Here is a 24,490-nt window from a genome sequence, read left to right as displayed (position 1 = left end):
GCAGGCTCCACGCCATCCGGCCAGCGCCCGGCATGCGTGCGCCGTGAAAGTCCTGCAGGTCATCACCAAAGGCGAAACAGGTGGAGCGCAGAGCCATGTGCGCACCCTGTGCGCCGCGCTCTCCGCGCAGGGTGTGGCCGTGCAGGCCGCCATCGGCGGAACCGGCCCGCTTTCCCCATTGGGCAGGGATCTGGAAGCCCTGGGCCTGCAAGTGCATGGCATTCCCTGGCTGGACAATGGCTTGCGGCCGGTTCGCCTCCTGCGGGCCACGCGCGATCTGCTCCGCATCGTGCGAACACAGGCCCCGGACCTGCTGCACGCCCATAGCGCCATGGCGGGCGTGGCAGCGCGTATCGCTGGAGCGTTGTCGGGTGTTCCCGTGATCTACACCGTGCACGGCTTCGCATTCAAGGCCGGCAATACCTGGCCGCGCCGGGCGATGGCCTGGACCACCGAGGCGCTGCTGGCCCCGCTGACCAGCCGCATGGTGTGCGTCTCGGAGCACGAGCGCGCACTCGCACGCAGCCTGCCGCTGCCGGGCGGGCGCCTGGTCACTGTCGTGAATGGCGTTGACGACGTCGCCGTTCCCGACGATGCCGCCGCATGGAAGCGCGAAGGCACCTCGATCGCCATGGTCGCCCGCATGGCCCCGCCGAAGCGGCATGACCTGCTGCTGTATGCCCTGGCCCGGCTGAGGGACATGACCGGACAGGCCGGCTCCGCCAGCCTCCTGGGAGACGGCCCCGACAGGCCGGCCCACGAAGCGCTGGCAGCCCGCCTGGGCCTGCAGCCGTCGGTCGATTTCCAGGGAGACGTGGATGACGTACCCGCCCAGCTCGCACGCCACGGCATATTCGTGCTCATGTCGGACCACGAAGGATTGCCCATTTCGCTCATCGAGGCGATGCGCGCGCGCATGGCGATCGTGGCCAGTGATCTGCCCGGCGTGCGCGAGCTGCTGCCCGACCCCGGGCACGCCCTGCTCGTACCCGCGGACCCGGAAGCCCTCGCCGCTGCGCTGCGACAATTGATGGAGTCCCCCGCGCTGCGCGCCCGGCTCGGCGCCGCCGCCCGGCAGCGCTACGAACGGCACTACACCGCCGAGCGCATGGGTTCGGCAGTGCGCGGCGTCTATGCCGCCGCACTGCGGCATTCCCGCTCCCGAATGGCATGAACAGCATTCCCCAACGCGAACTTGGCTCTTCCACGGCGCACCGGCAGGGCTCGGTGCTGCGCTGGTCGCTGGCGGGAGCGGTGACGCTGCTCGCGGCCTACCTGATCGGGCTGGAACTTCAGCGCCGCGGCTGGGCGACCTACCAGTTCCCCGCCACCGTCCTGTGGTGCACCATCCCCTATGCCATCGCGTCCTACTGGCTGTACAGCGGCGCCCACCTGCCGCGTTTCGAGGGCAGGAGTTTCCTCTTCGTGGCGACGGCCGTGCCGTATCTGACGGCTCCGCTCGGCTTCGCGCTGCTGCAGCGCCCCTATTCCCGGGGAGCCGTGTTGCTGTCGTACCTGCTGTCGCTGGCGTGGTTCCTGGCCGGCCATTGGCGCGACCTGCGCCGCCACGGACTGTGCCTCATCTATCTGGACGATACCGTTCCGAAGCGCCTGCAGGCGCTGCTGGGGCCCGGCGCAGACGAAGCGCGCAGGAAGGACATCACGCTCGTGCCCTGGCCGGAGCGGGGCCTGGACGACGCAACGGCCCGGGGCTGGGCCGGCGTGGTGCTGGACCGGCACGCCCCCTCCCACGCGGTGCGCGACCGGAAAATCAGCGAACTGCGGCTGCAGCACATCCGCCTCTACAGTGTCGAAGCGGTGGCCGAACTGCTGAGCGGCCGGATGGTGCTGCCTGACGACCATGCGCAGGATTTGTGGGCGCTGGACGGCAACCCGGCCTACGACACGGTCAAGCGCATCGTGGACCTGGCCGCCACGCTGGCCACGCTGCCGCTCTGGCTGCCCCTGTGCCTGGTCGCCGGCCTGGCAGTGAAACTGGATTCCCCCGGCCCCATGCTGTTCTCGCAGTTGCGCGTGGGCCGCAACGGGCGCGAATTCTGCATCTGGAAGCTGCGCAGCATGCGCCATGCGCCATCGGAGCAAGGCGCGCGTTTCGCGCAGCCCAACGACGACCGCATCACGCCGGTGGGCCGCTTCATACGCCGCACACGCCTCGACGAGCTTCCCCAGTTGTGGAACGTCCTGCAGGGCGACATGAGCCTGATCGGCCCGCGGCCCGAACAGGCGGAATTCGTACGCAGCTTCGCGGAGCGTATCCCCGCCTACCCCTACCGCCACCTGGTGCGCCCCGGCCTCACCGGCTGGGCGCAGGTGCAGCAGGGCTACGCGGACAGCGAGGAGCAGACCGCCGTCAAGCTCAGCTACGACCTCTACTATGTTGCGCACTATTCCGTGGCACTGGACCTGCTGATCGCCTGGAAGACGCTGCGCATCTTGGCCAGCGGATTCGGTGCGAGGTAGCAGCGTGGCGTCAGGGCACCGTCACCCGCGCGCGCGCGACCAGCACGTCCGCCCCCAGCGGCCGCCGGCGCACGAGCCCCCGCAGCAGGCGCCCCTTGAGGCTGCCTGCCGGGCTGACCATGCAGCCGCGCAACTCCTCGACCCGCAGGCCGGCATCGGCCAGCACCTTGCTCAGGGTGTAGGGCGAGAACCATGCCCGGTGATCGGTATTGACGCGCTCGACGCCGTTCAGCATGTTCACCGCGTTGCGCAGCGCAAGTCCGTTCGGCACGGACACCACGAAATCCGCGGCGGGAAAAATCTGCGCAAGCCGCGCCATGAAAGCCGCCGGATCGCCCAAATGTTCGAGCACGTCGGGAACCATGACGAGATCCACGCCGAGCCCGCGCAGGAAGCCTTCGGAATCCGCGGCGTGGATGTCCAGCGCGTGCACGTGCTGGAATCCGAGCACCCGGGCGGCCTCCACCGCCTGCCGGTTGATATCGATGCCATGGCATTGGCGCGCGCTGCGGCTCAGGCGCGCATGCAGCCAGCCGCCATCGGCCACCCGCGCGGCGATCAGCGGCTGGTGGTCAGCAAACCCCACGTGCAGCACCGATCGCCCGGCGCACCATTGTTCGAGCAGGTCGCCGCGCGCCAGCGGAGCGAAGGCCATCCGGGGCTGGTACCGGTAGTCGTCATCGAAGTCCTCGCCCGATAAGTATCTGGAGATTGCGTCCATGTCCCGATTATCCCCAGGCACCTGCACACCTCCACGGATCTGCCTGCTGCACGATGCACCGGCGGCCGGCGGCGTGGCGACGGTCACCCGGGCACTGGTGGAAGGGCTGCGCGCAGCGGGCTGGGCGGTGGACATCCAGCATGCCGCGGCGCAGAGGGGGCTGGCCCTGCTCGCAGCGGCCCGGCGCAGCGATGTGCTGCTCGCCGCGCACAACTTCCGCCCGGCCTACGTGGCCTGGGCCCTGGGCCTCGCGACGCGCAGGCGCGCTGTGGTGTGGGTGCACGGGCCGGTCGATACGGTGCTGGAACAGGCCCGTGCCGGGGCCGGAAAGCAGGCATGGCTGCGCTGGCTCTACGGGCACGTCTCGCATTGCGTGTTCGTCTCCGGGTCATCGCAGGCAGCGTTCCTGCGGTTCATTCGGGGAGGCAGCCGGAAATCCCCGGCCCTGCGCGTCGTGCACAATCCCGCCCCCCCTTCCTGCGCCGCTGCACAACCGGCACAGGCCACGGAAAGACACGGCCCCGTACGCATGGGCTACATGGGACGCCTGTCCGCCGAAAAAAACCCGCAATTGCTCCTGGAGACCCTGCGCAGGCTGCCACCCGAATTCCACCTGTCGCTGGCAGGCGACGGGCCCTTGCGAGGCGACCTGGAAGCCGCCTCGCAGGACCTGCAGCAGGCGGGACGGCTTCGATGGCTGGGGCATGTCGAGGACAGCGCCGGGTTCTGCCGTGAACAGGATCTGACCCTGCTCACTTCGCGCTATGAGGGCTGCCCCATGGCCGCGCTGGAATCGCTGTCGATGGGGGTGCCCTGCGTCGGTGTACCCATCCCGGCCCTGCAAGAAATGCTGCAGGGCCACGCGCCCTACCTGCTCGCGCGAGAGAGCTCGGCGCAGGCCATGGCCGATGCCGTACTCGCCACGCTGCGCACGCCGGCCGAGATCGTGCAGGCGGATCTGCAACGCATTCTGGAGCAGTACCGGCATGCGGACTTCCTGGCGGGGTGGCAGTCGGTGCTGCGGGAGGCGTCGGGGCGATGCTGATCCATTTCATCCATTCCGGGCAAGCCTACCTGCCGGAACTGGGAGCCTACTCCGCGTTCCTGCAGCAATACGGACACCAGGCCGTGCTGCACAACCATCCCGGCACGGTACCCGGCAATGCCGAGGTCCTGTGGTGGATCTGCGGGCTCGTGCCCCCGGCCAGCGCCCGGAGCCATCCCGGGGCGTTCCAGGTGCACGAATACGCGTCGGCCTCGGTGCCGCCCTGCGCCTGGCTCAAGGACAGGATCAAGTCCTGGCACCAGCCCACCCCGGATTACCGGATCTTCCAGAACGCCTGGGTGCGCCAACGGCTCGGGTTCAGCGACGCGATTCCGTTCGAGTACCGCGACATGGGCGTTCCAGAAGCCTTCCTGTCGCGCCCGGGCACGCAGCGCAGCAAACGTTTCGATTTCGCCTACCTCGGAGACATGCACCGGCTGCGCGGCTTCACGCCGCTGCTGCAAGCCCTGGCGCCGGCCGGACGCACGCTGCTGCTCATAGGGGAGCCGCCCGATGACCTGCGGGCCGCTCTGGGCCGGCTGCCCAGCGTGACGATGGTGGGACGCGTGCCGCAGGGCGACGTCCCGGCCCTGCTGGCGCAGGCGCGCTACGGCCTGAACCTGGTGCCGGTGCGCCCCCCCTACGACCGGCAGACCTCCACCAAACTGCTCGAATACTGCGCAGTCGGGCTGCCTACCGTCTCCACCGACTACCGCTGGGTGCGGGAATTCGAGCGCACGTCGGGCGCACGGTTCATCTACCTTCCCGCCCACGCGACGACAGCGCGTTATGCGGATCTGCTGGGACCCGGCCTGGACGAGCAGCCCCGCACCGTCCCGCCGATGGAAGCGCATGCGTGGAATGCGCTGCTGGCCCGCATGCACATATGGCGCAGATGGCAGGAGCGCGCATGAAACTGCTCGGCACCACGACGCATATCGCAGCCGCGAGCGCCGTCTCGCTGGCAGCCCAGGGTCTCTTCGGCCTGCTCATGCTGCGGCTTTTCCAGCCCCGGGAGGTGGGACTTTTCACGGTGGTGAGCCAGATCGGCTTCTTCTGGATGACGCTGGCGCTCGCCCAGAGCCAGTTGCGGTTCCTGGCCAACATCCACCACTCTCCCGGTCCGGCACTGCGGGAAGCGATGCGCGCCAGCCTGCTGCGCTGGAGCCTCCTGCTTCCGGTCGCGGCGGCGGCCGTCTGGCTGGCAGGCCTGGGCCGCCCCGGCACATGCCTGGCCTGGGCCGCCCTCCTGGCGCTGCTGCAGCTGGGCTGGTACATGGCACAACCGTGGGCCCTGCGCACGGCATCCGCTCAGTCGGCCGCGCTGGCCCGGTCGGTCCCGCCGCTCGCCGCGCTCGCGGTGGCCGGCAGTGCAGGGCTGCTCCTGCCTGGCGCAGGTGCCACGGCGCTCTTCGCGGCAGCCGCTGGCAGCTACGCGATCGGCGCGCTCTGGCTGTTGCGCCCCGCGCGCGATGCACGCACCTTGCCGGCCCCGCCGGAGGACGACCATCACACACCAGGAGCAACGCGCCCGTCGCAGCAGGATGACCGGGGCCCGCTCCTGCGCATCGCGCACACCGCCGCCGACGCCGCGGCAGGCATGGCGGTCCTCGTCATGTGGCAGCGCTTCCACGGGGCCGCGGAGGCGAGCTATCTGGCCGTTCTGCTCCGGCTGCTCGGACTGCTGCCTGCCGTGGTGTACGCCGCCTGGCCCCAGGTGCTGCTCTCCCAGGGGCGCGAGCATGCCACGCTGTCGCTGCGCATCGGCCTGGCGGGCGCGGCCTGCACCCTGCTGGCAGGCCTGGCCGCCGCCTGGGCGCTCCATGCAGCGTGGATTCCATCCGCATGGCAGGGCCTGGAGGGCTATCTGGCACCGCTGGTCATCTGGCAGGGATGCGCCTGCCTTTTCGCCGCCTACGGCCATTTGCCGTTCCAGCGCGGACTGGCGCGCCCCTTCTCATGGGCAGCCATCGGGTTCGACGGGCTGCAAATGGCCGTCCTGTGCATTCCGCTGGCCTGGCCCGGCATCGATCCGGTGGCCCACATATGGACCCTGGCAGGAACATCTGCCGCCGTTCTGCTGGCCATGGTGCGCTGGATGACGGGCAAAAAACTAAAATAGCGGGTTCAGCCAGTCCACCAGCCGCTACCACGGCGCATACGTTCGCTTCTATGCTCCCCCCCCAGAATCCTTCCGCGCCCACCGCCGCCCCCTCCGACGACAACCAGCTCATCGCCGAGCGCCGCGACAAGCTCAAGTCCCTCCGGGAGGCCCAGGCACAAGGCAAGGGCGTGGCCTTCCCCAATGACTTCAAGCCCGCGCACCATGCGGCCGACCTGCAGGCGCAGTACGCGGAGACCGAGGCAGAGACGCTCGAAGCCAACCCCGTGCCGGTGAGCGTGGCCGGCCGCATGATGCTCAAGCGCGTCATGGGCAAGGCCAGCTTCGCCACGGTGCAGGACGGCTCGCTCGGCGCCACCGGCGGCCGCATCCAGCTCTACGTGACGCGCGACGCGATCGGCGAAGAGGCCTACGCAGCCTTCAAGCACTGGGACCTGGGCGACATCGTGGGCGCCGAAGGCACCCTCATGAAGACCAAGACCGGCGAGCTGTCGGTCAAGGTCACCACGCTGCGGCTGCTCACCAAGAGCCTGCGGCCGATGCCCGACAAGTTCCACGGCGTGGCCGACCAGGAAGTGAAGTACCGCCAGCGCTACGTGGACCTGATGACCGACGAGGCGGCTCGCAAGCGCTTCATCGCGCGCAGCAAGGCCGTGAGCGGCATCCGCGAGTTCATGGTGCAGCACGGCTTCCTGGAGGTGGAGACGCCCATGCTCCACCCCATTCCCGGCGGTGCCAACGCCAAGCCGTTCGTCACGCACCACAACGCGCTGGAGCAGGAGATGTACCTGCGCATCGCGCCCGAGCTCTACCTCAAGCGCCTGGTGGTCGGCGGCTTCGAGCGCGTGTTCGAGATCAACCGCAACTTCCGCAACGAAGGCATCTCGGTGCGCCACAACCCCGAGTTCACGATGATGGAGTTCTACGCGGCCTACTGGAACTACCGCGACCTGATGGACTTCACCGAGCAGCTCGTGCGCGATGCGGCCACGAAGGCGGCGGGCAGCCTGCAGCTGACCTACCAGGGCCGTGCAGTGGACCTATCGCAGCCCTTCGAGCGCCTGACCATCCGCGAGGCCATCCTGCGCCACACCGAGGCCGGCGAAGGCGTGGACGATGCCGCCTGGCTGGTCGCCGCGCTGCGCAAGCTGGGTCTCTCGGAGGAGAAGGACCGCCTGTCCACGCGCACGCTGGCAGGCCTGCAGGTGCTCTACTTCGAGGAAACGGTGGAGGACAAGCTCTGGCAGCCCACCTTCATCATGGAACACCCGACCGAGATCAGCCCGCTGGCACGCGCCAACGACACGCGCCCCGAGGTGACGGAGCGCTTCGAGCTCTACATCACGGGCCGCGAGTTCGGCAACGGCTTCTCCGAGCTCAACGACGCGGAAGACCAGGCCGCACGCTTCCAGTCCCAGGTGGAGGCCAAGGACAGCGGAGACGACGAGGCCATGTATTTCGACCACGATTTCGTCCGCGCCCTCGAATACGGCATGCCTCCCACCGGTGGCTGCGGCATCGGCATCGACCGGCTTATGATGCTGTTGACCGACAGCCCCAGCATCCGCGACGTGATTCTGTTCCCCGCCCTGCGCCGGGAACATTGAAGCCGCCGCGGCCATGCCCCTACCGCCGCCCGGTCCCTAGAGAGGAAGGCCGATGACCGCCATGCCCCCCACTTCTCCCGCCGCCCCAGGGCAGCATGGCGAGCCCCCCCCCTTCGGCGGGGCCCTTCTCCGTCATGGTCGTCGAAGACCAGGCCTCCGTGCGGGCCGCCCTCGTCGCCGAGCTCAGGCATGCGGGAGTGGCCGACGTGATGGAGGCGGCCTCCAGCGACGTGGCCCTGCAGCTTTTCAAGCTGCGCCGCCCCGACCTGGTACTGCTGGACATCCGGCTCTCGGACGAAAAAGACGGCTACTGGGTCGCCCAGCAGATGCGCGAGGCCGAGGCCGGCGGGTGGACACCGATCATCTTCCTGTCCGGCCTGGACAGCGACCTGGATGTCTGGCGCGGCATCGAGGCCGGCGGGGACGACTACCTCGTCAAGCCCGTGAAGCCCATCGTGCTGGTGGCCAAGCTGCGCGCCATGCGGCGCCTGCTGGACATGCGCCGCAGGCTCGTGACCATGTCCGAGGAGCTGCACCTGGCCAACCAGCGCCTCAACGAGATGGTGGAGGTGGACACCCTCACCGGCCTCGTCAACCGGCGCGGCTTCGACCGCATCCTGCACAGCGAGATCCTCGCCGCGCGCCGCGACGGCATGCCGCTCACGCTGATGCTGTGCGACCTCGACCACTTCAAGCGCTTCAACGACGCGGTGGGCCATGTCCAGGGCGACGCCTGCCTGCGCGAAGTAGGCCGGCTGCTCAAGGAAGTGTGCGTGCGCCCGAGGGATGTGGCGGCACGGTACGGCGGCGAGGAATTCGCCCTCATCCTGCCCAACACGCCCCGCTCCGGGGCGATGACCTTCGCGCGCGCGCTCGGCAAGCTCGTGAGCCAGCGCGCCATCGCGCACCCCGACTCGCCGCTGGGCGCGAGCCTCACGGTCTCGGGGGGCATCACCACCTGCGTGCCGGACGACAGCACCAGCGCCGAAGCCATGCTGATGCGCGCAGACGAAGCGCTCTACGCCGCCAAGGCCCAGGGCCGCGCGCGCTTCTTCAGCTTCGAGATGCAGATGGATACCATCGAGCAATTGCGCGGCTGACCCCGGCGCCGCGCGCAGCACCCGCCCGAGCGGCAGGGACGGCACGCGGAACCCTTGCCGGCAGCGATGCTCCCTCTGTGGGTGAGCAATCCTTCCGTTATTTCCCGTTCCTTCTCCCAGACGCTGACCGCCTTGCATCCCCTGTCCATGACCCGGCTTCGCACCTACCTTCCCGACTGGATGCAGGAGTGGCTCGACATCATCGTGCCAGGCGTCCAGATCGTGCTCATCCTGGTGCTGGCCATGCTGCTGCAGCGGACGCTGCGCCGCCTGCTCGAACGTGCGGGCCGCCACTACCATTGGCCCATCGAGCTCATGGTGCCCATCAACGGCCTGGTGCGCTGGGTCATCATGGGCAGCGCCGTGCTGCTGGTGCTGGAACGCCTGGGGGTTTCGGCCACCGTGCTGTGGACCGCATTCACCGGCTTCGCGGCCGTCGGCGCAGTCGCCTTCTTCGCGGCGTGGAGCGTGCTCTCCAACCTGTTCTGCGCCCTGCTGATCTTCACCGCCGGCCCGTTCCGGCTGGGCGACTACATCGAGGTGCTGGACACCGCGGAAAAGCCGGGCGCCAAGGGCCGCGTCGTGGACATCAACCTGCTCTACACGACGCTCGAGGATTTCCACGGCACGCCGGATGCGCCCGTGCTGCTGCAGATTCCCAACGCACTCATCTTCCAGCGCGTGGTGCGGCGCTGGACCAGCGCGCCGCCCCGGCCGGCGGATGCGGCGGAGACACAGCCCCCTGCGCCCGCGCACGCCACGGCCCCGGTGGCGCCTGACACCCCATCGGCGCCAGCAGCCTGACGGAGAGCACGAGCCGCCACTCCGGCCCGCCCTCCATTCAGCACCTCAGCCGCCTTCGTGCGGCTTGTGCCCGCCTCCGTGGTGCGGAGGCTGCTGCTGCGGCGCGGGCCGGGATTCGCGCAGGGCCTCGTGCATGGCCGGCCGTAGCGCAGGCTGCTGCGGCGCATGCATGGCCGCGACCGGCATGCTGCGCGGCTCGGCATGCATGGTCTGCGGCTGCACAGGTTGCGGCATGTGGACGGGTTGCTGCTGCATGTGCGGAGCAGGCGCCGCCATCTGGCGAGGCTGCTGCAGGGCATGGGCCATCGACATCTCCGCCGGCATCTGCGGGCGCTGCGACGGAGCCGGCATGGGAGCTGGAGGCGCCACGAAGGCGGCATGCGGGTTCCGGTTCTCGGGCATCGCCGGGTTGGCACGCCCGCTCTCCGGTCGCGGCTGCAGCCCTGCCGGAGGCAGCCCCATGGCGGACGCCATGGCCGGTGCCGCCGGGTTGCCCCGGTGTTCGGCGGCATGCTGGGGTTCGACGGAGCGCTGCAGCTCCGGCGGATGCTGAGCTTCCGCGGGGTGCATGCCATGGCCGGCGCGGCTGTTCTGGAACGCCGCGGACAATGGGCGCGGCGCGCCGGGCACACCCGCAGCGCCCGGCTGGGCGAAAGCGTGCGCGGGGGCAGGCTGGCCCGGCGCCACCGGCATCGGTGGCCGGCCCGGGGCCTGCATGAGCGCCTGGGGCTGGTGCAAGCCATTCCGGTCGCCGGCCAGTGGCGGGGCCTGCACATGGCGTTGCTCGAACGGCATGGGACGCTGCCCTGCCGCATGGCTATCCTGCAGCGCCGCGGCCAGCGACTGGCCGTGCGGCCCGTTCGGGCCCATCGGCGGCACCATGGCAGCGCGCACGGGTGCAGCCGGTCCGCCTGCGAATCCCAGGGCGGGCGCACCCGGCGCAGGCAGGCCTGGCGGCTGGCCAGGGGCATTCACATAGACATTGCGGTTGTTCACCGTGATGCGGTTATGAATGTTCTCGATCACCGTGGGTGAGTTCGACACGTAGGTGGCTCCACGGTACACGACCGCAGGGCCCCAGGCAGGTGGCGGCGGCGCGGGACCCCAGGCGATCGGCGGCGGAGGGGGCGGCCCCCAGTGCAGGTTCCAGTCGTTCCATCCCCAGCCATGGTGGTGGCTGGTGGCCAGCGCGCCTACCAGGACGCCGGCACCGAAGGCCAGCGCGCCCACGGCCACGGGGTCCGGCCCCGCGGCGACCGCCACCGGTGCAGGCTGCACCGGCACGGCCCAACGGTAGCTGGGATACACGGCCACCGGCGTGCCGTACACCACGGCCGGGTCATAGCGCGGCACATAGACCGTCTGCACCTCGGCAGGCTCGATGGTGATGACGGTGGGTGGCGGTGCGACCACCGCCGGCCCCTGGTACAGCGCCACGGGCGCCTGCGACGGCGGCAGCGGCGGCGGCAGGGAACGGGCTTCCACCGTCGCCACGCGCAGGCGGGGTGAGCTCTTGAGCGTACCGGCATGGGCGGCACGGGCGCGCATGGCCTGGATGGCATTCATCACGTCCGCGGGATCATGGTAGTAGGCCTTGCCCAGAGCGGTCGTCCAGGGCAGGTTGGAGGCCATCTGCTCCAGCACATTGGGAAACGCCGTCAGCGACTTCACGCTGGGATCCCAGGGCTGGGGATCCACCGCATTCACCAGGGCGCTGCCCTTCAGCCCCGGATTCTGGGCGAGCCAGGTTTCAGCGGCAGAGACCTGGTCCGGGTAGGTTGCGCCGGCGAGCACCTGGGCCACGAGCTTGTCGGGATAGAGTGCGATCGGGGCCACCATCTGGTAGAGGACGTCTGCGGACGGCGGCGTGTAGGCCACCGGCACCGCGGCAGGCGCGGCTGCCGCGGCGGGCGCAGAGGCCGCGGGCTCCGGTGCGGGCACGCTGGCAGCCGCCTGGGGCGCGGGCGTCGTGACACGTTCGCAACCGGCCAGGGCGCATGCGGCCGCGATGCAGGTGACGGCCGTGCCCCATATGGCTCGGTGGGGCCGGGCGGAGACGGCGACTTCAGGGAGAGCAGGATCACGCACCATGGAAAGACCTCCGGCAAGGGCCGCGCCGCCCTCATGGCCGCGGGCACTGCTTGCTGTTCGTAACGCCATGCTTGGGCACGCGTTGACGCAGTGTGTAGCCCGATGTGTCCGGCCAGCGGCCGCGCAATGCCATCCACGGCGCGGTTTTCCCATGCGCCCCGGCTTGTTGCGAAAAACAAGCCATGCGCGGTACGAGAATCATTCAGTTACAAACAATCTGGCCCTCAGGGCAGGCAATCCAGCGCCCTCAGGTAGTCCGGTTCCAGCATGAGCTCGTCCCACGGATGGGGCAGCGTCTGTGGAAGCAGGGCGAGCCGGCGGGCCTCGCTGTCCGGGCTGGGGCGCCAGCGCCCTTCGCCGCGTGCGAGCTCCAGGGCATCGAGCACATCGTCGAGCGCCCTGCCCTGCTCACGCCCCTCGCCTACCAGGCTCTGATTGCACAGCAGCACGAGGTCGCAGCCGGCATCGAGGGCTGCGAGCGTGGCGGTCGCGAAGTCCACCGCATCGCCATCGATGCGGCGGGCGCCTTCCATGCTGAGATCGTCGCTGAACACCGCTCCGCTGAACCGCAGGCGCTGGCGCAGGACGTCCTGCAGCCAGCGGCGCGAGAAACCTGCCGGAAGCCGGTCCACACGCGGATAGATGACATGCGCCGGCATCACGCTGGTCAGCGTGTTCGACAGCCAGGCATACGGCGCGGCGTCATCCGCCAGGATCGCGCCCAGAGGGCGCCGGTCCACGGGGATGTCGGTATGCGAATCGGCCGCGACGAAGCCGTGTCCGGGGAAATGCTTGCCGCAGTGCGCCATGCCCGCCTTGAGCATGCCGTGCGCCACGCTTCTGGCCAGCATCGCCACCACGCGCGGGTCTCGGTGGAAGGACCGGTCACCGATCACGCTGCTTGCCGAGGCACTGCCCGAAGGCCCTTTCCCACCCGACGGCCAGTCCAGGTCCAGCACCGGTGCGAACGAGAAATCCACGCCGCAGGCGCGCAGCTCGCTGGCCAGCACGTAGCCGGTCGCGCTGGCGGCATCCATCGCGCGCATCGCGCCGGTGCCCGGCCCCTGGCGACCGTCGTCCATCCACAGGGCGCCCAGGGCCCGCATGGGGGGCAGGTGGGTGAACCCGTCGGTGCGAAAGCGCTGCACCCGGCCCCCCTCGTGGTCCACGCAGATGAGCAGGTCGTCCCGCACGGCCTTGATCGAGGCCGTGAGCTCCAGCAGCTGCGCCCGGCTTTCCCAGTTCCGGGCGAAGAGGATGATCCCCCCGGTGAGCGGATGGGCCAGGCGCCTGCGGTCGGCCGGAGTGAGCGCCGTGCCGGCGATGTCGAGGATGACGGGTGCGTGTTCGATGTCGGCGGTCATGCAGTGAACGGGGTACGTGCGTAAGAAGGAAACGATGGATGCAGCAGTGCGGCTCAGGCCGGAGGGTGGAGCACGGCCTCCGGGCGGGCGCCCTCGCCCGGATCCCCGCGCTCCACCACGCAGAAGCTCGCCGCGTAGTCGCTCTCGTCCGTGACGCTCAGGTGGCAGTGCAGCCCGCGCTCCTCGAACCAGGCCTTGAGTGCGCCGTGCAGCACGATGACGGGCTGGCCGCTGGGCAGCTTGGCCACTTCGCAGTCCCGCCAGGTCATGGGCATGCGCATGCCCATGCCGATCGCCTTGCTGAAGGCCTCCTTGGCGGAAAAGCGCGTGGCCAGATAGCGCACACCGCGCTCGGGCCAGCGCGCACTGCGTTCGCGCCACGTGTCCAGTTCGCCGGCCGCGAGCACCTTTTCGGCGAAACGGTCCCCATGGCGCTCCAGGCTCGCCCGGATGCGGCGGACATCGCAGATGTCGGTGCCGATGCCGTAGATCATGCGCCGGCCTGCCGCTGCGCCATGCCGGCATCGATGCAGCGCTGGTAGGCCTGCACGGTGGCGGCGTAGCCCAGTTCCAGCGCATCCGCGACGAAGGCATGCCCGATCGACACTTCCATCAGGCCCGGCACGCGTGCCACGAAGGCCGCGAGATTGTCCCGGTTGAGATCGTGCCCCGCATTCACGCCCAGCCCGGCCTCCAGCGCCGCCCGGGCCGCCTCCGCATAGCGAACGAGCTGCGCCTCCTGCGCAGGCGTGCCCCAGGCCGCGGCATAGGGTTCGGTATAGAGCTCCACGCGATCGGCGCCCACGGCACGCGCGGCAGCCATCTGCGCCGGCTCCGCGTCCATGAACAGGCTCACGCGCACGCCCAGCCCGCGGCATTCGGCCACCAGGGGCGCGAGGCGCTCGGCGTCCTGGGGAAAGCTCCAGCCGTGGTCGCTCGTGAACTGGTCCTCGCCGTCCGGCACGAAGGTGGCCTGGTGCGGACGCACGGCGCGGATGAACTCCATGAGGTTCTGCGACGGATTGCCCTCGATGTTGAACTCGCGGTCCGGCCATTGGCGCAGGAGCGCAGCCAACGCTGGCACGTCCTCCGCGCGAATGTGGCGCCCGTCCGGGCGCGGATGGATGGTGATGCCCTGCGCGCCCGCCTCCAGGCACAGCAGAGCGGCGCGCTCCACGCCGGGAATGCCCAGGTGGCGCGTGTTGCGCACCAGGGCCACCTTGTTGACGTTCACCGACAGGGCGGTACGCACGGAATGCTGGGTCATAGGGATTGGAGATCGATCATGAGCTGCCGCGTCCGCAGCAGGGGACTGCCGCAATGGTATTGCAGCAGGGCGCGGAGCTGTGGCTTGAGGTCCGCGGCCGGAGAAGCGCTGGCGGCGAGCCCCGCCACGATCGCACGCAGCGTGGCCGTGTAGGGCTGGGCGTCGCCCAGCGAACGCTCCAGCTGGCGCCACTGCGCACCGCCCAGCGTGCTGCGGTCCGAGGGAAGGGCCGGACGCAGGCCGGCCTCCGGCACCAGCGCGTAGCGGGCCGCCGGAGCCAGCGGCGCCAGCGTGGACGTTTCCACATCCAGCGCGGGCAGCAGCCCGATCTCGCGCAGCAGCAGCAACTCGAAACTGCGCAGCACGGGCTCCAGCGCGTCGCCGTGCTCGCTGGCCAGCACCCGCACCACGCCGGCATAGGCGTCGAACAGCGCGGCATGCGTGTCCTCGCGCGCCAGCAGCCGCATCAGCAATTCATTGAGGTACAGGCCCGAGAGCAGCGCGTCGCCCGTCGGCATGACGTGCCCCCCCACCCACTCGGCCCCCTTGAGCCCATGCACCTCCTCCCGACCTTCGCCGTTCAACGTATAGGTGACGCGCAGCGGCTGCAGCGGCAACAGCACGGGCCGGAAATTGGACGTCGGCTTCTTCGCCCCCTTGGCCACCAGCGCCACCCGCCCATGGTGGCGCGTGAACACATCCAGGATCAGGCTGGACTCGCTCCAGTCGTAGCGGTGCAGCACATAGGCGGGTTCGTCGGAAATGCGGCGTACGGCCATGGAGGGCTATGCAATCGATGGCGAGTTGGCGCTGGAAATGAGGAAAGAGGAGAAGCGATTTCACTCGAAATCAAGGCGCCGGCACCCTTACCCCGGGACAGCCATCGCCAGCGGGCTTGGTGCCGCCTCGGGGCCGATGGCCGCGGAGCAGGCCACACCAGTGGACGCCGCGGAACCGGCTTCGCCGGGCCGCTGGCGTCGTCCCCCCTCCCGCAGGAGAGGGGGGAAGGCGCGCAGCGCCTCAGGGGGGTGTTCCTCACTCATATCCGAAGGAGCGCACCCGGGCCTCGTCGTCGGCCCAGCCCGAGCGCACCTTCACCCATACTTCCAGGAACACCTTGGCGTCCATCAGCCGCTCCATTTCCTGCCGTGCCTCGGTGCTGATGCGCTTCAGGCGTTCGCCCTTGTCGCCGATCACCATGGCCTTGTGGCTGTCGCGCTCCACCACGATGGTGGCGGCCACGCGGATGAAACGCTTGTGCGTCTTGCTCGGCTCTTCCTCCATCTTGTCGATGACGACGGTGGAGGTGTAGGGCAGTTCGTCGCCCGTGAAGCGGAAGAGCTTCTCGCGCACCGTCTCGCTCGCAAGGAACTTCTCGCTGCGGTCCGTCAGCTCGTCTTCGCCGTAGAACCAGGGCTGCTCGGGCAGGTACTTGGCGCAGATGCCGAACAGCCGCTCGATGTCGCCCTTGTTCTTGGCCGACATGGGCACGAACTCGGCGAACGGATGGCGTTCCTGCATGCCCTTGAGCCAGGGTGCGATCTCGGCGCGGCGGTGCACCTCGTCGAGCTTGTTGGCGATCAGCAGCGTGGGGATGCCTGGCTTGAAGAGCGACAGCACCTTGGCGTCGGCCAGCGTGAAGCTGCCCGCCTCGACCACGAAGAGGATGAGATCCACGTCGCCGATCGCGCCCATCACCGTCTTGTTGAGCGACTTGTTGAGTGCCGTGCTGTGCCGCGTCTGGAAGCCGGGCGTGTCGACGAAGACGAACTGCGTGCCTTCGCGCGTGCGGATGCCGGTGATGCGGTGGCGCGTGGTCTGCGCTTTGCGCGAGGTGATGCTGATCTTCTGCCCGACCAGCGCGTTCATGAGCGTGGACTTGCCGACGTTCGGCTTGCCCACGATGGCGATGAGGCCGCAGCGCTGCGGGCCCTGCGCGGCGGTGGCCTCCGCGGCGGCACCGGTGCCGCCCGGCTTTGCGGGCGCGGCGCCCGGGCGCGCCGCGGCCAGCATGGCCTCCAGGTCGTCCTGGGGTGCCGCAGGGTTAGCGGGGTTGCCGGAAGCGGGGGGAGCGGAGGAATTCATGGGTGTTTCGCTTTCAGGGTGGCCAGCATGGCGGCGGCGGCGGCCTGCTCGCCCGCCCTCCGCGATCCGCCGATGCCGCGCTCGGTCAGGCCCAGTTCCGGGATATCGCATTCCACGTCGAAGGTCTGGCGGTGGGCCGCCCCCACCGTGGCGACCACGCGGTACTGCGGCAGCTTCATTTTGCGGCCCTGCAGCCACTCCTGCAATGCGGTCTTGGCATCCTTCTCGGCCGCCTGCATGCGCGGATTGATCTCCACGTCCTTGTAGAGCCGGTGCACCAGTGCCTCGGCGCACTGGTAGCCGGCATCCAGATAGACGGCGCCGATCAGGGCCTCCAGGGCATCGGCCAGAATGGACGGGCGCTGCTTGCCGCCGGACTTCGTCTCGCCCTCGCCCAGGCGCAGCACCTGTGGCAGCTGCAGGCCCAGCGCCAGGTCGTGCAGCGCCTCCTGGCGCACCAGGTTGGCCCGCACGCGGGAAAGATCGCCTTCCGGCAGGTCGCGCAGGCGCTGGTAGAGCAGGCTCGATACGGCCAGACTCAGCACCGAATCGCCGAGAAACTCCAGGCGTTCGTTGTGGTCGGCCGAGAAGCTGCGGTGCGTGATGGCCCGCTGCAGCAGGGATGGATCGGAGAAGGCATGCTGCAGGCGGTCCTGCAGGGCGGAAAGGCTGGGTGAAACCAAAACGGAGAAGGAAGGAAGAAAAGGATCAGTTGGTCTGCTCGTGGAAGCGGTACACGAGGTAGGCGGGGCCGACGAGCGCGATCTCTCGCGAGTAGCTGAAGGACACCACGATCTTGTCGTTGCGCTTCGTCACTTCGAGGTCCTTGCCGGAGATGGAGCTGATGTTGTCGATGGCGGCGGCACGGTCGAAGGAGGCCCGGACCTCCGGCACCGTGGACGCCTCGCGCGCTGCCTTGGCTGCCGCCTTGCGGATGGCCTGGTACTCCAGGAAGATGGGCACGGACTGGCCGCCGATGGCGAAGGCGGCCACCGCGAACACGGCGAGGAACACCAGGCCGATGAAGGACAGCCCGCGCTGGCGGGATCGCCGGACCGCCCGCGGGCCGTTCGATGCGGAGCGAGGCAGGTGGTGCTGATGCAGACCCATGGTACCAGACCCTCTTCTGAGCTTTAGGTGTGTCTTGGGGCGCGCCGCGGTCCGCGGCAGGCCGCTATTGGAAACCGCCGATGCGCTTCAGGTTGCTGAAATTCATCCACACGAAAAAGGCCTTGCCGACGATGTTCGCGTCGGGCACGAAGCCCCAATAGCGTGAATCGAGCGAATTATCGCGGTTGTCGCCCATCATGAAATAGTGGCCTTCGGGCACCTTGCACACCACCCCCTCCACGCTGTAGCGGCAATTCTCGCGGAAGGCGTAGTCGCTGGCCCCCTGGATGAATGCCGGCACGTCGGGGTTGTTGATCATGCGGTGCGGCTTGGCACCCAGGTGCTCGTCGTACTGCTTGAAATAGCGCATCGTGTCCTCGTCGAGGAAATCGGGCAGCGCCGTGGTCTCGACCGGCTTGCCGTTCACCGTGAGCCGCTTGTTCAGGTAGGCGATCTCGTCGCCCGGCACGCCGACCACGCGCTTGATGTAGTCCATGCTGGGCTGCGGCGGGTAGCGGAACACCATCACGTCGCCGCGCTGCGGTGGCGTGCCCTGCGTGATCTTCTTGTTGATCACCGGCAGCCGGATGCCGTAGGTGAACTTGTTTACGAGGATCAGGTCGCCCACCAGCAGGGTCGGGATCATCGATCCGGAAGGGATCTTGAACGGCTCGAAAAGGAACGAGCGCAGCACGAAGACGATGGCGATCACAGGGAAGAGCCCCGCCGTCCAGTCCAGCCACCAGGGCTGCATCAGGATGCGGTCCTTGGTCTCCTGCACGTCGCCGTCCACCTTGGCGATGCCCATGCGGTCCAGCTCGGCGCGCCGCTGCACGGCAGCCTCCTCGATGGCCTGTGCCGCCCGGCGGCGCCGCGGCAGGAAGACGAAGCGCTCGGCCAGCCAGTAGGCGCCGGTCACCACCGTCGCCAGCAGCAGCAGCAGCGCGAAATTGCCCTCGATGGCGCCCACATACCAGGCGCCCACGTAGCCGACGAAAGCCGCCAGGATCGCGGCGGTCACATATTGCATGGCTTGCATCGGATCACTCCTCCACTTGCAGGATGGCCAGGAAGGCTTCCTGCGGCACTTCGACGGAACCGATCTGCTTCATGCGCTTCTTGCCCGCCTTCTGCTTTTCGAGAAGCTTGCGCTTGCGGGTGATGTCACCCCCATAGCATTTCGCCAGCACGTTCTTGCGCAGGGCCTTGATGGTCTCGCGCGCGATGATGTTCGCGCCGATGGCCGCCTGGATCGCCACGTCGAACATCTGGCGGCTGATGATCTCGCGCATCTTTGCGGCCACCGCGCGGCCACGGTAGGCGGACTGGCTGCGGTGGACGATGATGGACAGCGCATCCACCTTCTCGCCGTTGAGCAGGATGTCCACCTTCACCACGTCGGAGGCGCGGTACTCCTTGAACTCGTAGTCCATGGACGCATAGCCGCGCGACACCGATTTCAGCTTGTCGAAGAAGTCCAGCACGATCTCGCCCAGCGGCAGTTCGTAGGTCAGCATGACCTGCCGGCCGTGGTAGGCCATGTTCATCTGCACGCCGCGCTTCTGGTTGGCCAGCGTCATCACCGGGCCCACGTATTCCTGCGGCATGTAGAGATGCACGGTCACGATGGGCTCGCGCACCTCCTGGATGCGGCCCTGGTCCGGCATCTTGGAGGGGTTCTCCACCATGATGACCTCGCCGTCGCCCTTGACTACTTCGTAGACCACGCTGGGCGCGGTGGTGATGAGGTCCTGGTCGAACTCGCGCTCCAGGCGCTCCTGCACGATCTCCATGTGCAGCAGGCCCAGGAAGCCGCAACGGAAGCCGAAGCCCAGCGCCTGCGACACCTCGGGCTCGAAATGCAGCGAGGCGTCGTTGAGCTGCAGCTTCTCCAGCGCGTCGCGCAGCTGGTCGTATTCGCTGGCCTCGGTCGGGTACAGGCCCGCGAACACCTGCGGCTGGATTTCCTTGAAGCCGGGCAGCGCCTGTTCGGCCGGGCCCAGGTTGTTGGGCAGCTTCTTCTCCAGCGTGATGGTGTCCCCCACCTTGGCGGCCTTGAGCTCCTTGATGCCGGCGATGATGTAGCCCACCTCGCCCGCATTCAGCGCATTGCGCGACTCGTTGGCGGGCGTGAAGACGCCCAGGTTGTCGGCGTTGTAGGCCGCACCCGAGGCCATCATCTTGAAGCGCTCGCCCTTGAGCAGCCGTCCATCGACCACGCGCACCAGCATCACGACGCCCACGTAGGGATCGAACCAGCTGTCGATGATCATGGCGCGCAGTGGCGCATCGGGATTGCCGCGCGGCGCAGGCACCTTGGCGACGATGAGCTCGAGGATCTCGTCGATGCCCATGCCGGTCTTGGCGGAGCAGGGAATCGCATCCGTCGCGTCGATGCCGATCACGTCCTCGATCTCGGCCTTGGCGTTGTCGGGATCGGCCTGCGGCAGATCCATCTTGTTGAGCACGGGCAGCACTTCCACGCCGAGGTCCAGGGCGGTGTAGCAGTTGGCCACCGTCTGGGCTTCGACGCCCTGCGAGGCATCGACCACGAGCAGTGCGCCCTCGCAGGCGGACAGCGAGCGGGAGACCTCGTACGAGAAGTCCACATGGCCGGGCGTGTCGATCAGGTTGAGGTTGTACACCTGCCCATCTTTGGCCTTGTATTGCAGCGCCGCGGTCTGGGCCTTGATGGTTATCCCACGCTCTTTTTCGATATCCATCGAATCGAGCACCTGTGCTTCCATCTGGCGCTCTTCCAGGCCGCCGCAGCGCTGGATCAGGCGGTCGGCGAGCGTCGATTTGCCGTGATCAATGTGCGCAATGATCGAAAAATTTCTGATGTGATTCATCAACGAGAAGCGACAAGTAGTTGAATTAGAACGGCGCGCACAAGAAAAAAGGGCGCGTCAAGTGGTGACGCGCCCTGAACCAACAATCTTTGGCAACTGCGATGGTTGGAGCTTCATTGTAGGCAAAAAGGCCGACAGGGAAAGCCCGCATCATGACCGGCAGGGCGCGTTGCCACCCTGCAACGCGGTATTTATGCACAGCTTATTCACAATATGCCGGCACATCATGAGAACAACTTGTGGGCGATCTGTGGAACACCTGTGCATGAAAAGGGGCGATCCCATATGGTGATGTTAACGGCTTTGCATATACAAGCAGAGCGCTGAAAACGTGCAGCATTCTATCCAAATGTATAGATAGAACTTTTTTCCCGCCCGGCGCGCCCAAAGCCTCTGCCCAGAGGGAGATCCCAAGGCAGCGGAAAGGCCCCAATTCCCACTCCGGGATGGGGCCTTTGCCTGTCATTGCCGTGTCTTACCGGCTCGGGCGGATGACGGCGTACTGGGTCCAGTCACCCCGGCGGAAAAGCACATTGATGGGCTTGGACTTGTCCGCCTTGGCCAGCACGGCATCGAAGTCCTTCATGCTGGAGACCTCGGTGTTGGCGACCCCCAGGATCACGTCGCCCTCCCGCAGGCCCGCCCTGGCCGCGGCATCGGTCACCCCCGTCACGCGCACTCCGCCCTTGACCTTCAACTCCTTTTTCTGGGCATCGGTCAGGTCGGCGGCCGCGAGGCCGAGCTGCAGGGCGGCGGGCGACGCCTTGGGCTTCGCGCCGCGGTCCCCGGCTGCGGCCGTCGGCTTGTCGTCGGGCTCCACCTCCGCCACCGTGATGGGCAGCTCCTTCGTTGCACCGCGCCGGAACACCGTCACGGTGCTCTTGTTGCCAGGCTTGGTGTTGCCCACCAGGCGCGGCAGATCGGAAATCTTCTCGATGTTCTTGCCATCGAAGCGGGTGATGATGTCACCGGCCTCCACGCCAGCCTTGTCGGCCGGCGAGCCGGTTTCCACGCCCGTCACCAGCGCGCCCTGCGTCTTGCCCAGGCCGATCGATTCCGCCACGTCCTTCGTGACCTGGCCGATCTGCACGCCAATGCGTCCGCGGGTCACGCGCCCCGTGGCCCGGAGCTGGTCGCTCACCCGGATCGCCTCGTCGATCGGGATGGCGAACGAGATGCCCATGAAGCCGCCGGAACGCGAATAGATCTGGCTGTTGATGCCCACGACCTCGCCGCGCATGTTGATGAGCGGGCCGCCCGAATTGCCGGGGTTGATGGCCACATCCGTCTGGATGAACGGCAGGTAGTCGCCCGTGTCGCGCTGCTTGGCGCTCACGATGCCGGCGGTGACCGTGTTCTCGAGGCCGAACGGCGAGCCGATGGCCATCACCCATTCACCGACGCGCAGCCGGTTCATGTCGCCGACCTTCACCGCGGGGAGCCCCGTGGCGTCGATCTTCACCACCGCCACATCGGTGCGCTTGTCCGAGCCCACGATCTTGGCCTTGAACTCCCGCTTGTCGGTCAGCGTGACCAGCACTTCCTGCGCGCCCTCCACGACGTGGGCGTTGGTCATCACGTAGCCGTCGGAGGTGAGGATGAAGCCGGAACCCACGCCGCGCGGCTGCTCGTCATCGGGACGCTGGGGGCGCTGCTGGCGCGGCGCGCCCGGCATGGGCAGGCCGAAGCGCTTGAAGAACTCCAGCATCTCCTCGTCCATGCCATTCGTGGAGGAGCGGTCGGGCGCCTTCTCGATGGTCCGGATGTTCACCACCGCCGGGCCCACCTGGTCCACCAGGTCGGTGAAGTCCGGCAATCCCTGCACCACCGGCGGCGGACTGGCCGTGGCGGCCTGCGCGTGCAGCGCACCGGCGGGGACCAGGGCGACAGCTCCGGCGGCAGCGAGGGAGCGGACGAGTGTCCGGAAACGCGATGGGTTACACGGCATGGTGAACATGAAAGACCTTTCTTTCTTTTCGGGGCAAATCGTCGATGTTGTGCAAAAACGCATGTGAAGGTGTGAAGGACAAGGCCGTGTTTGGTTCCGTGCGCAACGGCCGGCACTCTACCGGCCGCGCACGGGTCAACGCACGGGCTCGATCTGCTCCACCAGTTGCCGCAGGGTCTCCTGCGGCACCTCGCCTACGGCGGTGAGCCAGGTGGAGCCTCCGCCCACCCGCTGGGCGAGGGTCTGGGTGGCACCCATGTCCATGCGGCGCGGCTCGCCGGCATGGCGCGCGGCGTCATAGGGCTCGAAGAACAGGGACACCGTTGCCAGGCCGTCCGAGAAAATGCACTGCAGGGGCGGCATGGGCATCCTGGCCAGCACGGCCGGATCCCGCTTGTAGCAATCGCCGGGGACGAACCCGGCCACGGGCCGGCCCAGCTGCCAGCCAGCGTCCCGCGCCGTCGTCTTGACCAGCGGAACGGCCAGCAGCCGGAACCCGCGGGTATCGTCCATCTGCGCCGCCAGCTGCGGCACGGTGGGCGGCGTGTCGAAGTCGATCTGCGAGAACGCCGCCTGCTCCAGCACCTGGCCACGCAGGCCCAGCGTCTGCAGCTTGACGACCAGGCCGCTCGGCTGCGCCATCCAGATACGGTAGCCGAAGCGCAATCCGTCCCGGGGCTCCAGCCACAGGACGCTGGCATCCTGGCCCGCCACCCGGTCGCTGCCGAGGAACCGCGCCCGGTAGTGGCGCAGCACGGCACTGCTTTCGGCCTGTGGCAGATGGGGGAACAGGCCTGGCATGTCCCGCCGCTCTTCCTTCACGACCTGCGCCCGCGGCAGGAAAGTGCGCACCAGATCATCCTTGCGGAACACGGTGCGCGGCGAGCCATCCAGGGCCTCGATGCGCTCGATCTGCACCTTGCCGTCCGTGGCGTGCCAGATGCGCGAACTGGTCATGCCTCCCGCGGAAGACCAGACCACGAAGCTCCCGCGGTAGCTCTGCTCGCGCGATGCCCGGTGGATGCGCTCCACCCAGTCGTCGATCTCGGCGCGGACCTGCGGGGCAGAAGCGGTCGATGCTCCGGCCCGGGCCACGGCACCGGCGCTGCCGTCCCCGGTGCCCGCCCAGGCGCCGGGCCACGGGGCGCATGCCAGCCATACCGCCAGGCCCGCCATGGCCTTCGCCCGGTGACAGCACCGGACCCATTTCCCCCAGCCACCGGCGTTGCGCGGACCTGCCAATCCTGATCTCCGGTATTGCAAGCGCTCAGCGCTGGGGCGTCTCGAAGGTGGCATTGCGCAGGAAACCTGCCGGCATCTGGAGCGCCGAAGCGCCCCCGTACTGGCGGTGCGCTGCCAGCAACTCGTCCAGGCGCGGGTCGCGCAGCATCACCTGCGGCTCGCCCGCGGGATCGGTCGCGGACACCAGCGTCGTGGTGGCCGGCGCCTCCAGGCGGGACGGAGCAGCAGCCAGCCGGGTTTCGCCACCGGCCGGCAGCCCGCCGGACAGGCCACTCCAGCCCAGCACGCCGACCGCGGCCAGCGATGCCAGCCCGGCGACCATCTTCCAGCGGAACACGGCGGCATTCGCCGCCTCGCCCTGGGCCTGGACAGCAGGAGCCAGCGGAACCGCGTCCGGCAGGGCCACCTCGGCGGCCGGCCGCTCTTCCCGTGCCAGCTGGGCCATCACGCGATCGGCCAGCTCGGCATTTCCAGGACGTGCCAGCTCAGGGGAGCGCAGCACGTCGCCGATCAGGTGATAGACGGCCCAGGCCTCCTGGCCTTCGGCGGTCTGGGCATAAGCAAAGGTCTCGCTCCACTCGGCCTCGCCGATGCCGCCATCGGCCAGCGCGGAAAGCTGCTCACGCATTGTCGGATCGTCTTTCATGCTTC

Annotated in this window: 22 protein-coding genes; 8 read left to right on the top strand and 14 right to left on the bottom strand. The window is 68.4% G+C overall.

What is annotated here, in order from left to right:
* The first annotated feature begins 43 nt into the window (after positions 1 to 43).
* Together ACAV_RS05990 and ACAV_RS05985 are read left to right on the top strand one after the other, a co-directional pair.
* Positions 44 to 1,174, top strand: coding sequence for a glycosyltransferase (locus tag ACAV_RS05990; RefSeq protein WP_013593683.1), 1,131 nt, complete (start codon positions 44 to 46; stop codon positions 1,172 to 1,174).
* Positions 1,171 to 2,481, top strand: coding sequence for a sugar transferase (locus ACAV_RS05985; protein WP_013593682.1), 1,311 nt, complete (start codon positions 1,171 to 1,173; stop codon positions 2,479 to 2,481). The genes ACAV_RS05990 and ACAV_RS05985 overlap by 4 nt, the downstream gene beginning before the upstream one ends.
* Positions 2,482 to 2,491: 10 nt before the next feature.
* Here ACAV_RS05985 and ACAV_RS05980 read toward each other — a convergent pair whose 3' ends face one another.
* Positions 2,492 to 3,202, bottom strand: a complete 711-nt coding sequence (locus ACAV_RS05980; RefSeq protein ID WP_013593681.1) for a class I SAM-dependent methyltransferase — start codon at positions 3,200 to 3,202, stop codon at positions 2,492 to 2,494.
* Between ACAV_RS05980 and ACAV_RS05975 the strand changes: the two genes are divergently transcribed.
* The 6 genes from ACAV_RS05975 to ACAV_RS05950 all read left to right on the top strand — a co-directional run bounded on the left by ACAV_RS05975 (position 3,201) and on the right by ACAV_RS05950 (position 9,880).
* Positions 3,201 to 4,247 carry a glycosyltransferase gene (locus ACAV_RS05975; RefSeq protein ID WP_244875524.1) on the top strand — a complete coding sequence of 349 codons (1,047 nt, stop codon included), beginning with the start codon at positions 3,201 to 3,203 and terminating at the stop codon, positions 4,245 to 4,247. The two genes, ACAV_RS05980 and ACAV_RS05975, sit on opposite strands and share 2 nt — an antisense overlap.
* Positions 4,241 to 5,161 carry a glycosyltransferase gene (locus tag ACAV_RS05970; RefSeq protein WP_013593679.1) on the top strand — a complete coding sequence of 307 codons (921 nt, stop codon included), beginning with the start codon at positions 4,241 to 4,243 and terminating at the stop codon, positions 5,159 to 5,161. The genes ACAV_RS05975 and ACAV_RS05970 overlap by 7 nt, the downstream gene beginning before the upstream one ends.
* On the top strand, positions 5,158 to 6,369 hold the full coding sequence (locus ACAV_RS05965) for a hypothetical protein (RefSeq protein ID WP_013593678.1): 1,212 nt from the start codon (positions 5,158 to 5,160) through the stop codon (positions 6,367 to 6,369). The genes ACAV_RS05970 and ACAV_RS05965 overlap by 4 nt, the downstream gene beginning before the upstream one ends.
* Positions 6,370 to 6,419: 50 nt before the next feature.
* The gene (gene lysS / locus ACAV_RS05960; RefSeq protein WP_013593677.1) at positions 6,420 to 7,976 is read left to right on the top strand and encodes a lysine--tRNA ligase; all 1,557 of its coding nucleotides are present in this window, start codon (positions 6,420 to 6,422) and stop codon (positions 7,974 to 7,976) included.
* Positions 7,977 to 8,071: 95 nt separating this feature from the next.
* Positions 8,072 to 9,076, top strand: coding sequence for a GGDEF domain-containing response regulator (locus tag ACAV_RS05955; RefSeq protein ID WP_013593676.1), 1,005 nt, complete (start codon positions 8,072 to 8,074; stop codon positions 9,074 to 9,076).
* A 147-nt stretch (positions 9,077 to 9,223) separates the two neighbouring features.
* Complete coding sequence (locus ACAV_RS05950) at positions 9,224 to 9,880, top strand: mechanosensitive ion channel family protein (protein WP_041828600.1); 657 nt, start codon at positions 9,224 to 9,226, stop codon at positions 9,878 to 9,880.
* A gap of 45 nt (positions 9,881 to 9,925) precedes the next feature.
* Here ACAV_RS05950 and ACAV_RS05945 read toward each other — a convergent pair whose 3' ends face one another.
* The 13 genes from ACAV_RS05945 to ACAV_RS05885 form a co-directional block, all read right to left on the bottom strand.
* Positions 9,926 to 11,971 carry a DUF3300 domain-containing protein gene (locus ACAV_RS05945; RefSeq protein ID WP_013593674.1) on the bottom strand — a complete coding sequence of 682 codons (2,046 nt, stop codon included), beginning with the start codon at positions 11,969 to 11,971 and terminating at the stop codon, positions 9,926 to 9,928.
* 224 nt (positions 11,972 to 12,195) lie between these two features.
* Entirely contained in the window at positions 12,196 to 13,335 is a 1,140-nt protein-coding gene (gene nagZ / locus ACAV_RS05940) for a beta-N-acetylhexosaminidase (RefSeq protein WP_013593673.1), read from the bottom strand.
* Positions 13,336 to 13,388: 53 nt separating this feature from the next.
* Positions 13,389 to 13,829 carry a holo-ACP synthase gene (gene acpS, locus ACAV_RS05935; RefSeq protein ID WP_013593672.1) on the bottom strand — a complete coding sequence of 147 codons (441 nt, stop codon included), beginning with the start codon at positions 13,827 to 13,829 and terminating at the stop codon, positions 13,389 to 13,391.
* Positions 13,826 to 14,602: a pyridoxine 5'-phosphate synthase gene (locus ACAV_RS05930; protein ID WP_013593671.1), complete on the bottom strand. Its 777-nt coding sequence runs from the start codon at positions 14,600 to 14,602 to the stop codon at positions 13,826 to 13,828. Before ACAV_RS05930 ends, acpS begins: the two co-directional genes overlap by 4 nt.
* Positions 14,599 to 15,381 (bottom strand): DNA repair protein RecO, encoded by a 783-nt coding sequence (gene recO / locus ACAV_RS05925; protein ID WP_013593670.1) that lies wholly within the window; start codon positions 15,379 to 15,381, stop codon positions 14,599 to 14,601. Before recO ends, ACAV_RS05930 begins: the two co-directional genes overlap by 4 nt.
* A 256-nt stretch (positions 15,382 to 15,637) precedes the next feature.
* Entirely contained in the window at positions 15,638 to 16,687 is a 1,050-nt protein-coding gene (gene era / locus ACAV_RS05920; protein ID WP_013593669.1) for a GTPase Era, read from the bottom strand.
* A complete protein-coding gene (gene rnc, locus ACAV_RS05915; protein ID WP_013593668.1) occupies positions 16,684 to 17,370 on the bottom strand; it encodes a ribonuclease III in 687 nt (228 codons plus the stop codon). Before rnc ends, era begins: the two co-directional genes overlap by 4 nt.
* Positions 17,371 to 17,395: 25 nt before the next feature.
* On the bottom strand, positions 17,396 to 17,797 hold the full coding sequence (locus tag ACAV_RS05910; RefSeq protein ID WP_013593667.1) for a DUF4845 domain-containing protein: 402 nt from the start codon (positions 17,795 to 17,797) through the stop codon (positions 17,396 to 17,398).
* A 64-nt stretch (positions 17,798 to 17,861) separates the two neighbouring features.
* Positions 17,862 to 18,836 carry a signal peptidase I gene (lepB, locus tag ACAV_RS05905; protein ID WP_013593666.1) on the bottom strand — a complete coding sequence of 325 codons (975 nt, stop codon included), beginning with the start codon at positions 18,834 to 18,836 and terminating at the stop codon, positions 17,862 to 17,864.
* Positions 18,837 to 18,840: 4 nt separating this feature from the next.
* Positions 18,841 to 20,649, bottom strand: coding sequence for a translation elongation factor 4 (gene lepA / locus ACAV_RS05900; RefSeq protein ID WP_013593665.1), 1,809 nt, complete (start codon positions 20,647 to 20,649; stop codon positions 18,841 to 18,843).
* Between the two features lie 475 nt (positions 20,650 to 21,124).
* Positions 21,125 to 22,606, bottom strand: coding sequence for a DegQ family serine endoprotease (locus ACAV_RS05895; RefSeq protein ID WP_013593664.1), 1,482 nt, complete (start codon positions 22,604 to 22,606; stop codon positions 21,125 to 21,127).
* Between the two features lie 126 nt (positions 22,607 to 22,732).
* Positions 22,733 to 23,773 carry a MucB/RseB C-terminal domain-containing protein gene (locus tag ACAV_RS05890; protein WP_013593663.1) on the bottom strand — a complete coding sequence of 347 codons (1,041 nt, stop codon included), beginning with the start codon at positions 23,771 to 23,773 and terminating at the stop codon, positions 22,733 to 22,735.
* Between the two features lie 91 nt (positions 23,774 to 23,864).
* A complete protein-coding gene (locus ACAV_RS05885) occupies positions 23,865 to 24,485 on the bottom strand; it encodes a sigma-E factor negative regulatory protein (RefSeq protein WP_013593662.1) in 621 nt (206 codons plus the stop codon).
* Positions 24,486 to 24,490: the final 5 nt, after the last annotated feature.

It is taken from the genome of Paracidovorax avenae ATCC 19860, assembly GCF_000176855.2.
GTDB lineage: Bacteria > Pseudomonadota > Gammaproteobacteria > Burkholderiales > Burkholderiaceae_C > Paracidovorax > Paracidovorax avenae.
This window is presented reverse-complemented; position numbering and strand designations above follow the sequence as displayed.

Excerpts from the sequence above, each read along its gene's own strand:
- lepA (WP_013593665.1), bottom strand. The coding sequence starts at position 20,649 with ATGAATCACATCAGAAATTTTTCGATCATTGCGCACATTGATCACGGC.
- ACAV_RS05985 (WP_013593682.1), top strand. The coding sequence starts at position 1,171 with ATGAACAGCATTCCCCAACGCGAACTTGGCTCTTCCACGGCGCACCGG.
- acpS (WP_013593672.1), bottom strand. The coding sequence starts at position 13,829 with ATGATCTACGGCATCGGCACCGACATCTGCGATGTCCGCCGCATCCGG.
- era (WP_013593669.1), bottom strand. The coding sequence starts at position 16,687 with ATGAATTCCTCCGCTCCCCCCGCTTCCGGCAACCCCGCTAACCCTGCG.
- lysS (WP_013593677.1), top strand. The coding sequence starts at position 6,420 with ATGCTCCCCCCCCAGAATCCTTCCGCGCCCACCGCCGCCCCCTCCGAC.
- ACAV_RS05970 (WP_013593679.1), top strand. The coding sequence starts at position 4,241 with ATGCTGATCCATTTCATCCATTCCGGGCAAGCCTACCTGCCGGAACTG.
- lepB (WP_013593666.1), bottom strand. The coding sequence starts at position 18,836 with ATGCAAGCCATGCAATATGTGACCGCCGCGATCCTGGCGGCTTTCGTC.
- ACAV_RS05955 (WP_013593676.1), top strand. The coding sequence starts at position 8,072 with ATGGCGAGCCCCCCCCCTTCGGCGGGGCCCTTCTCCGTCATGGTCGTC.
- ACAV_RS05980 (WP_013593681.1), bottom strand. The coding sequence starts at position 3,202 with ATGGACGCAATCTCCAGATACTTATCGGGCGAGGACTTCGATGACGAC.
- recO (WP_013593670.1), bottom strand. The coding sequence starts at position 15,381 with ATGGCCGTACGCCGCATTTCCGACGAACCCGCCTATGTGCTGCACCGC.
- ACAV_RS05950 (WP_041828600.1), top strand. The coding sequence starts at position 9,224 with ATGACCCGGCTTCGCACCTACCTTCCCGACTGGATGCAGGAGTGGCTC.
- ACAV_RS05885 (WP_013593662.1), bottom strand. The coding sequence starts at position 24,485 with ATGAAAGACGATCCGACAATGCGTGAGCAGCTTTCCGCGCTGGCCGAT.
- ACAV_RS05945 (WP_013593674.1), bottom strand. The coding sequence starts at position 11,971 with ATGGTGCGTGATCCTGCTCTCCCTGAAGTCGCCGTCTCCGCCCGGCCC.
- ACAV_RS05895 (WP_013593664.1), bottom strand. The coding sequence starts at position 22,606 with ATGTTCACCATGCCGTGTAACCCATCGCGTTTCCGGACACTCGTCCGC.
- ACAV_RS05890 (WP_013593663.1), bottom strand. The coding sequence starts at position 23,773 with ATGGCGGGCCTGGCGGTATGGCTGGCATGCGCCCCGTGGCCCGGCGCC.
- ACAV_RS05965 (WP_013593678.1), top strand. The coding sequence starts at position 5,158 with ATGAAACTGCTCGGCACCACGACGCATATCGCAGCCGCGAGCGCCGTC.
- nagZ (WP_013593673.1), bottom strand. The coding sequence starts at position 13,335 with ATGACCGCCGACATCGAACACGCACCCGTCATCCTCGACATCGCCGGC.
- ACAV_RS05910 (WP_013593667.1), bottom strand. The coding sequence starts at position 17,797 with ATGGGTCTGCATCAGCACCACCTGCCTCGCTCCGCATCGAACGGCCCG.
- ACAV_RS05975 (WP_244875524.1), top strand. The coding sequence starts at position 3,201 with ATGTCCCGATTATCCCCAGGCACCTGCACACCTCCACGGATCTGCCTG.
- ACAV_RS05930 (WP_013593671.1), bottom strand. The coding sequence starts at position 14,602 with ATGACCCAGCATTCCGTGCGTACCGCCCTGTCGGTGAACGTCAACAAG.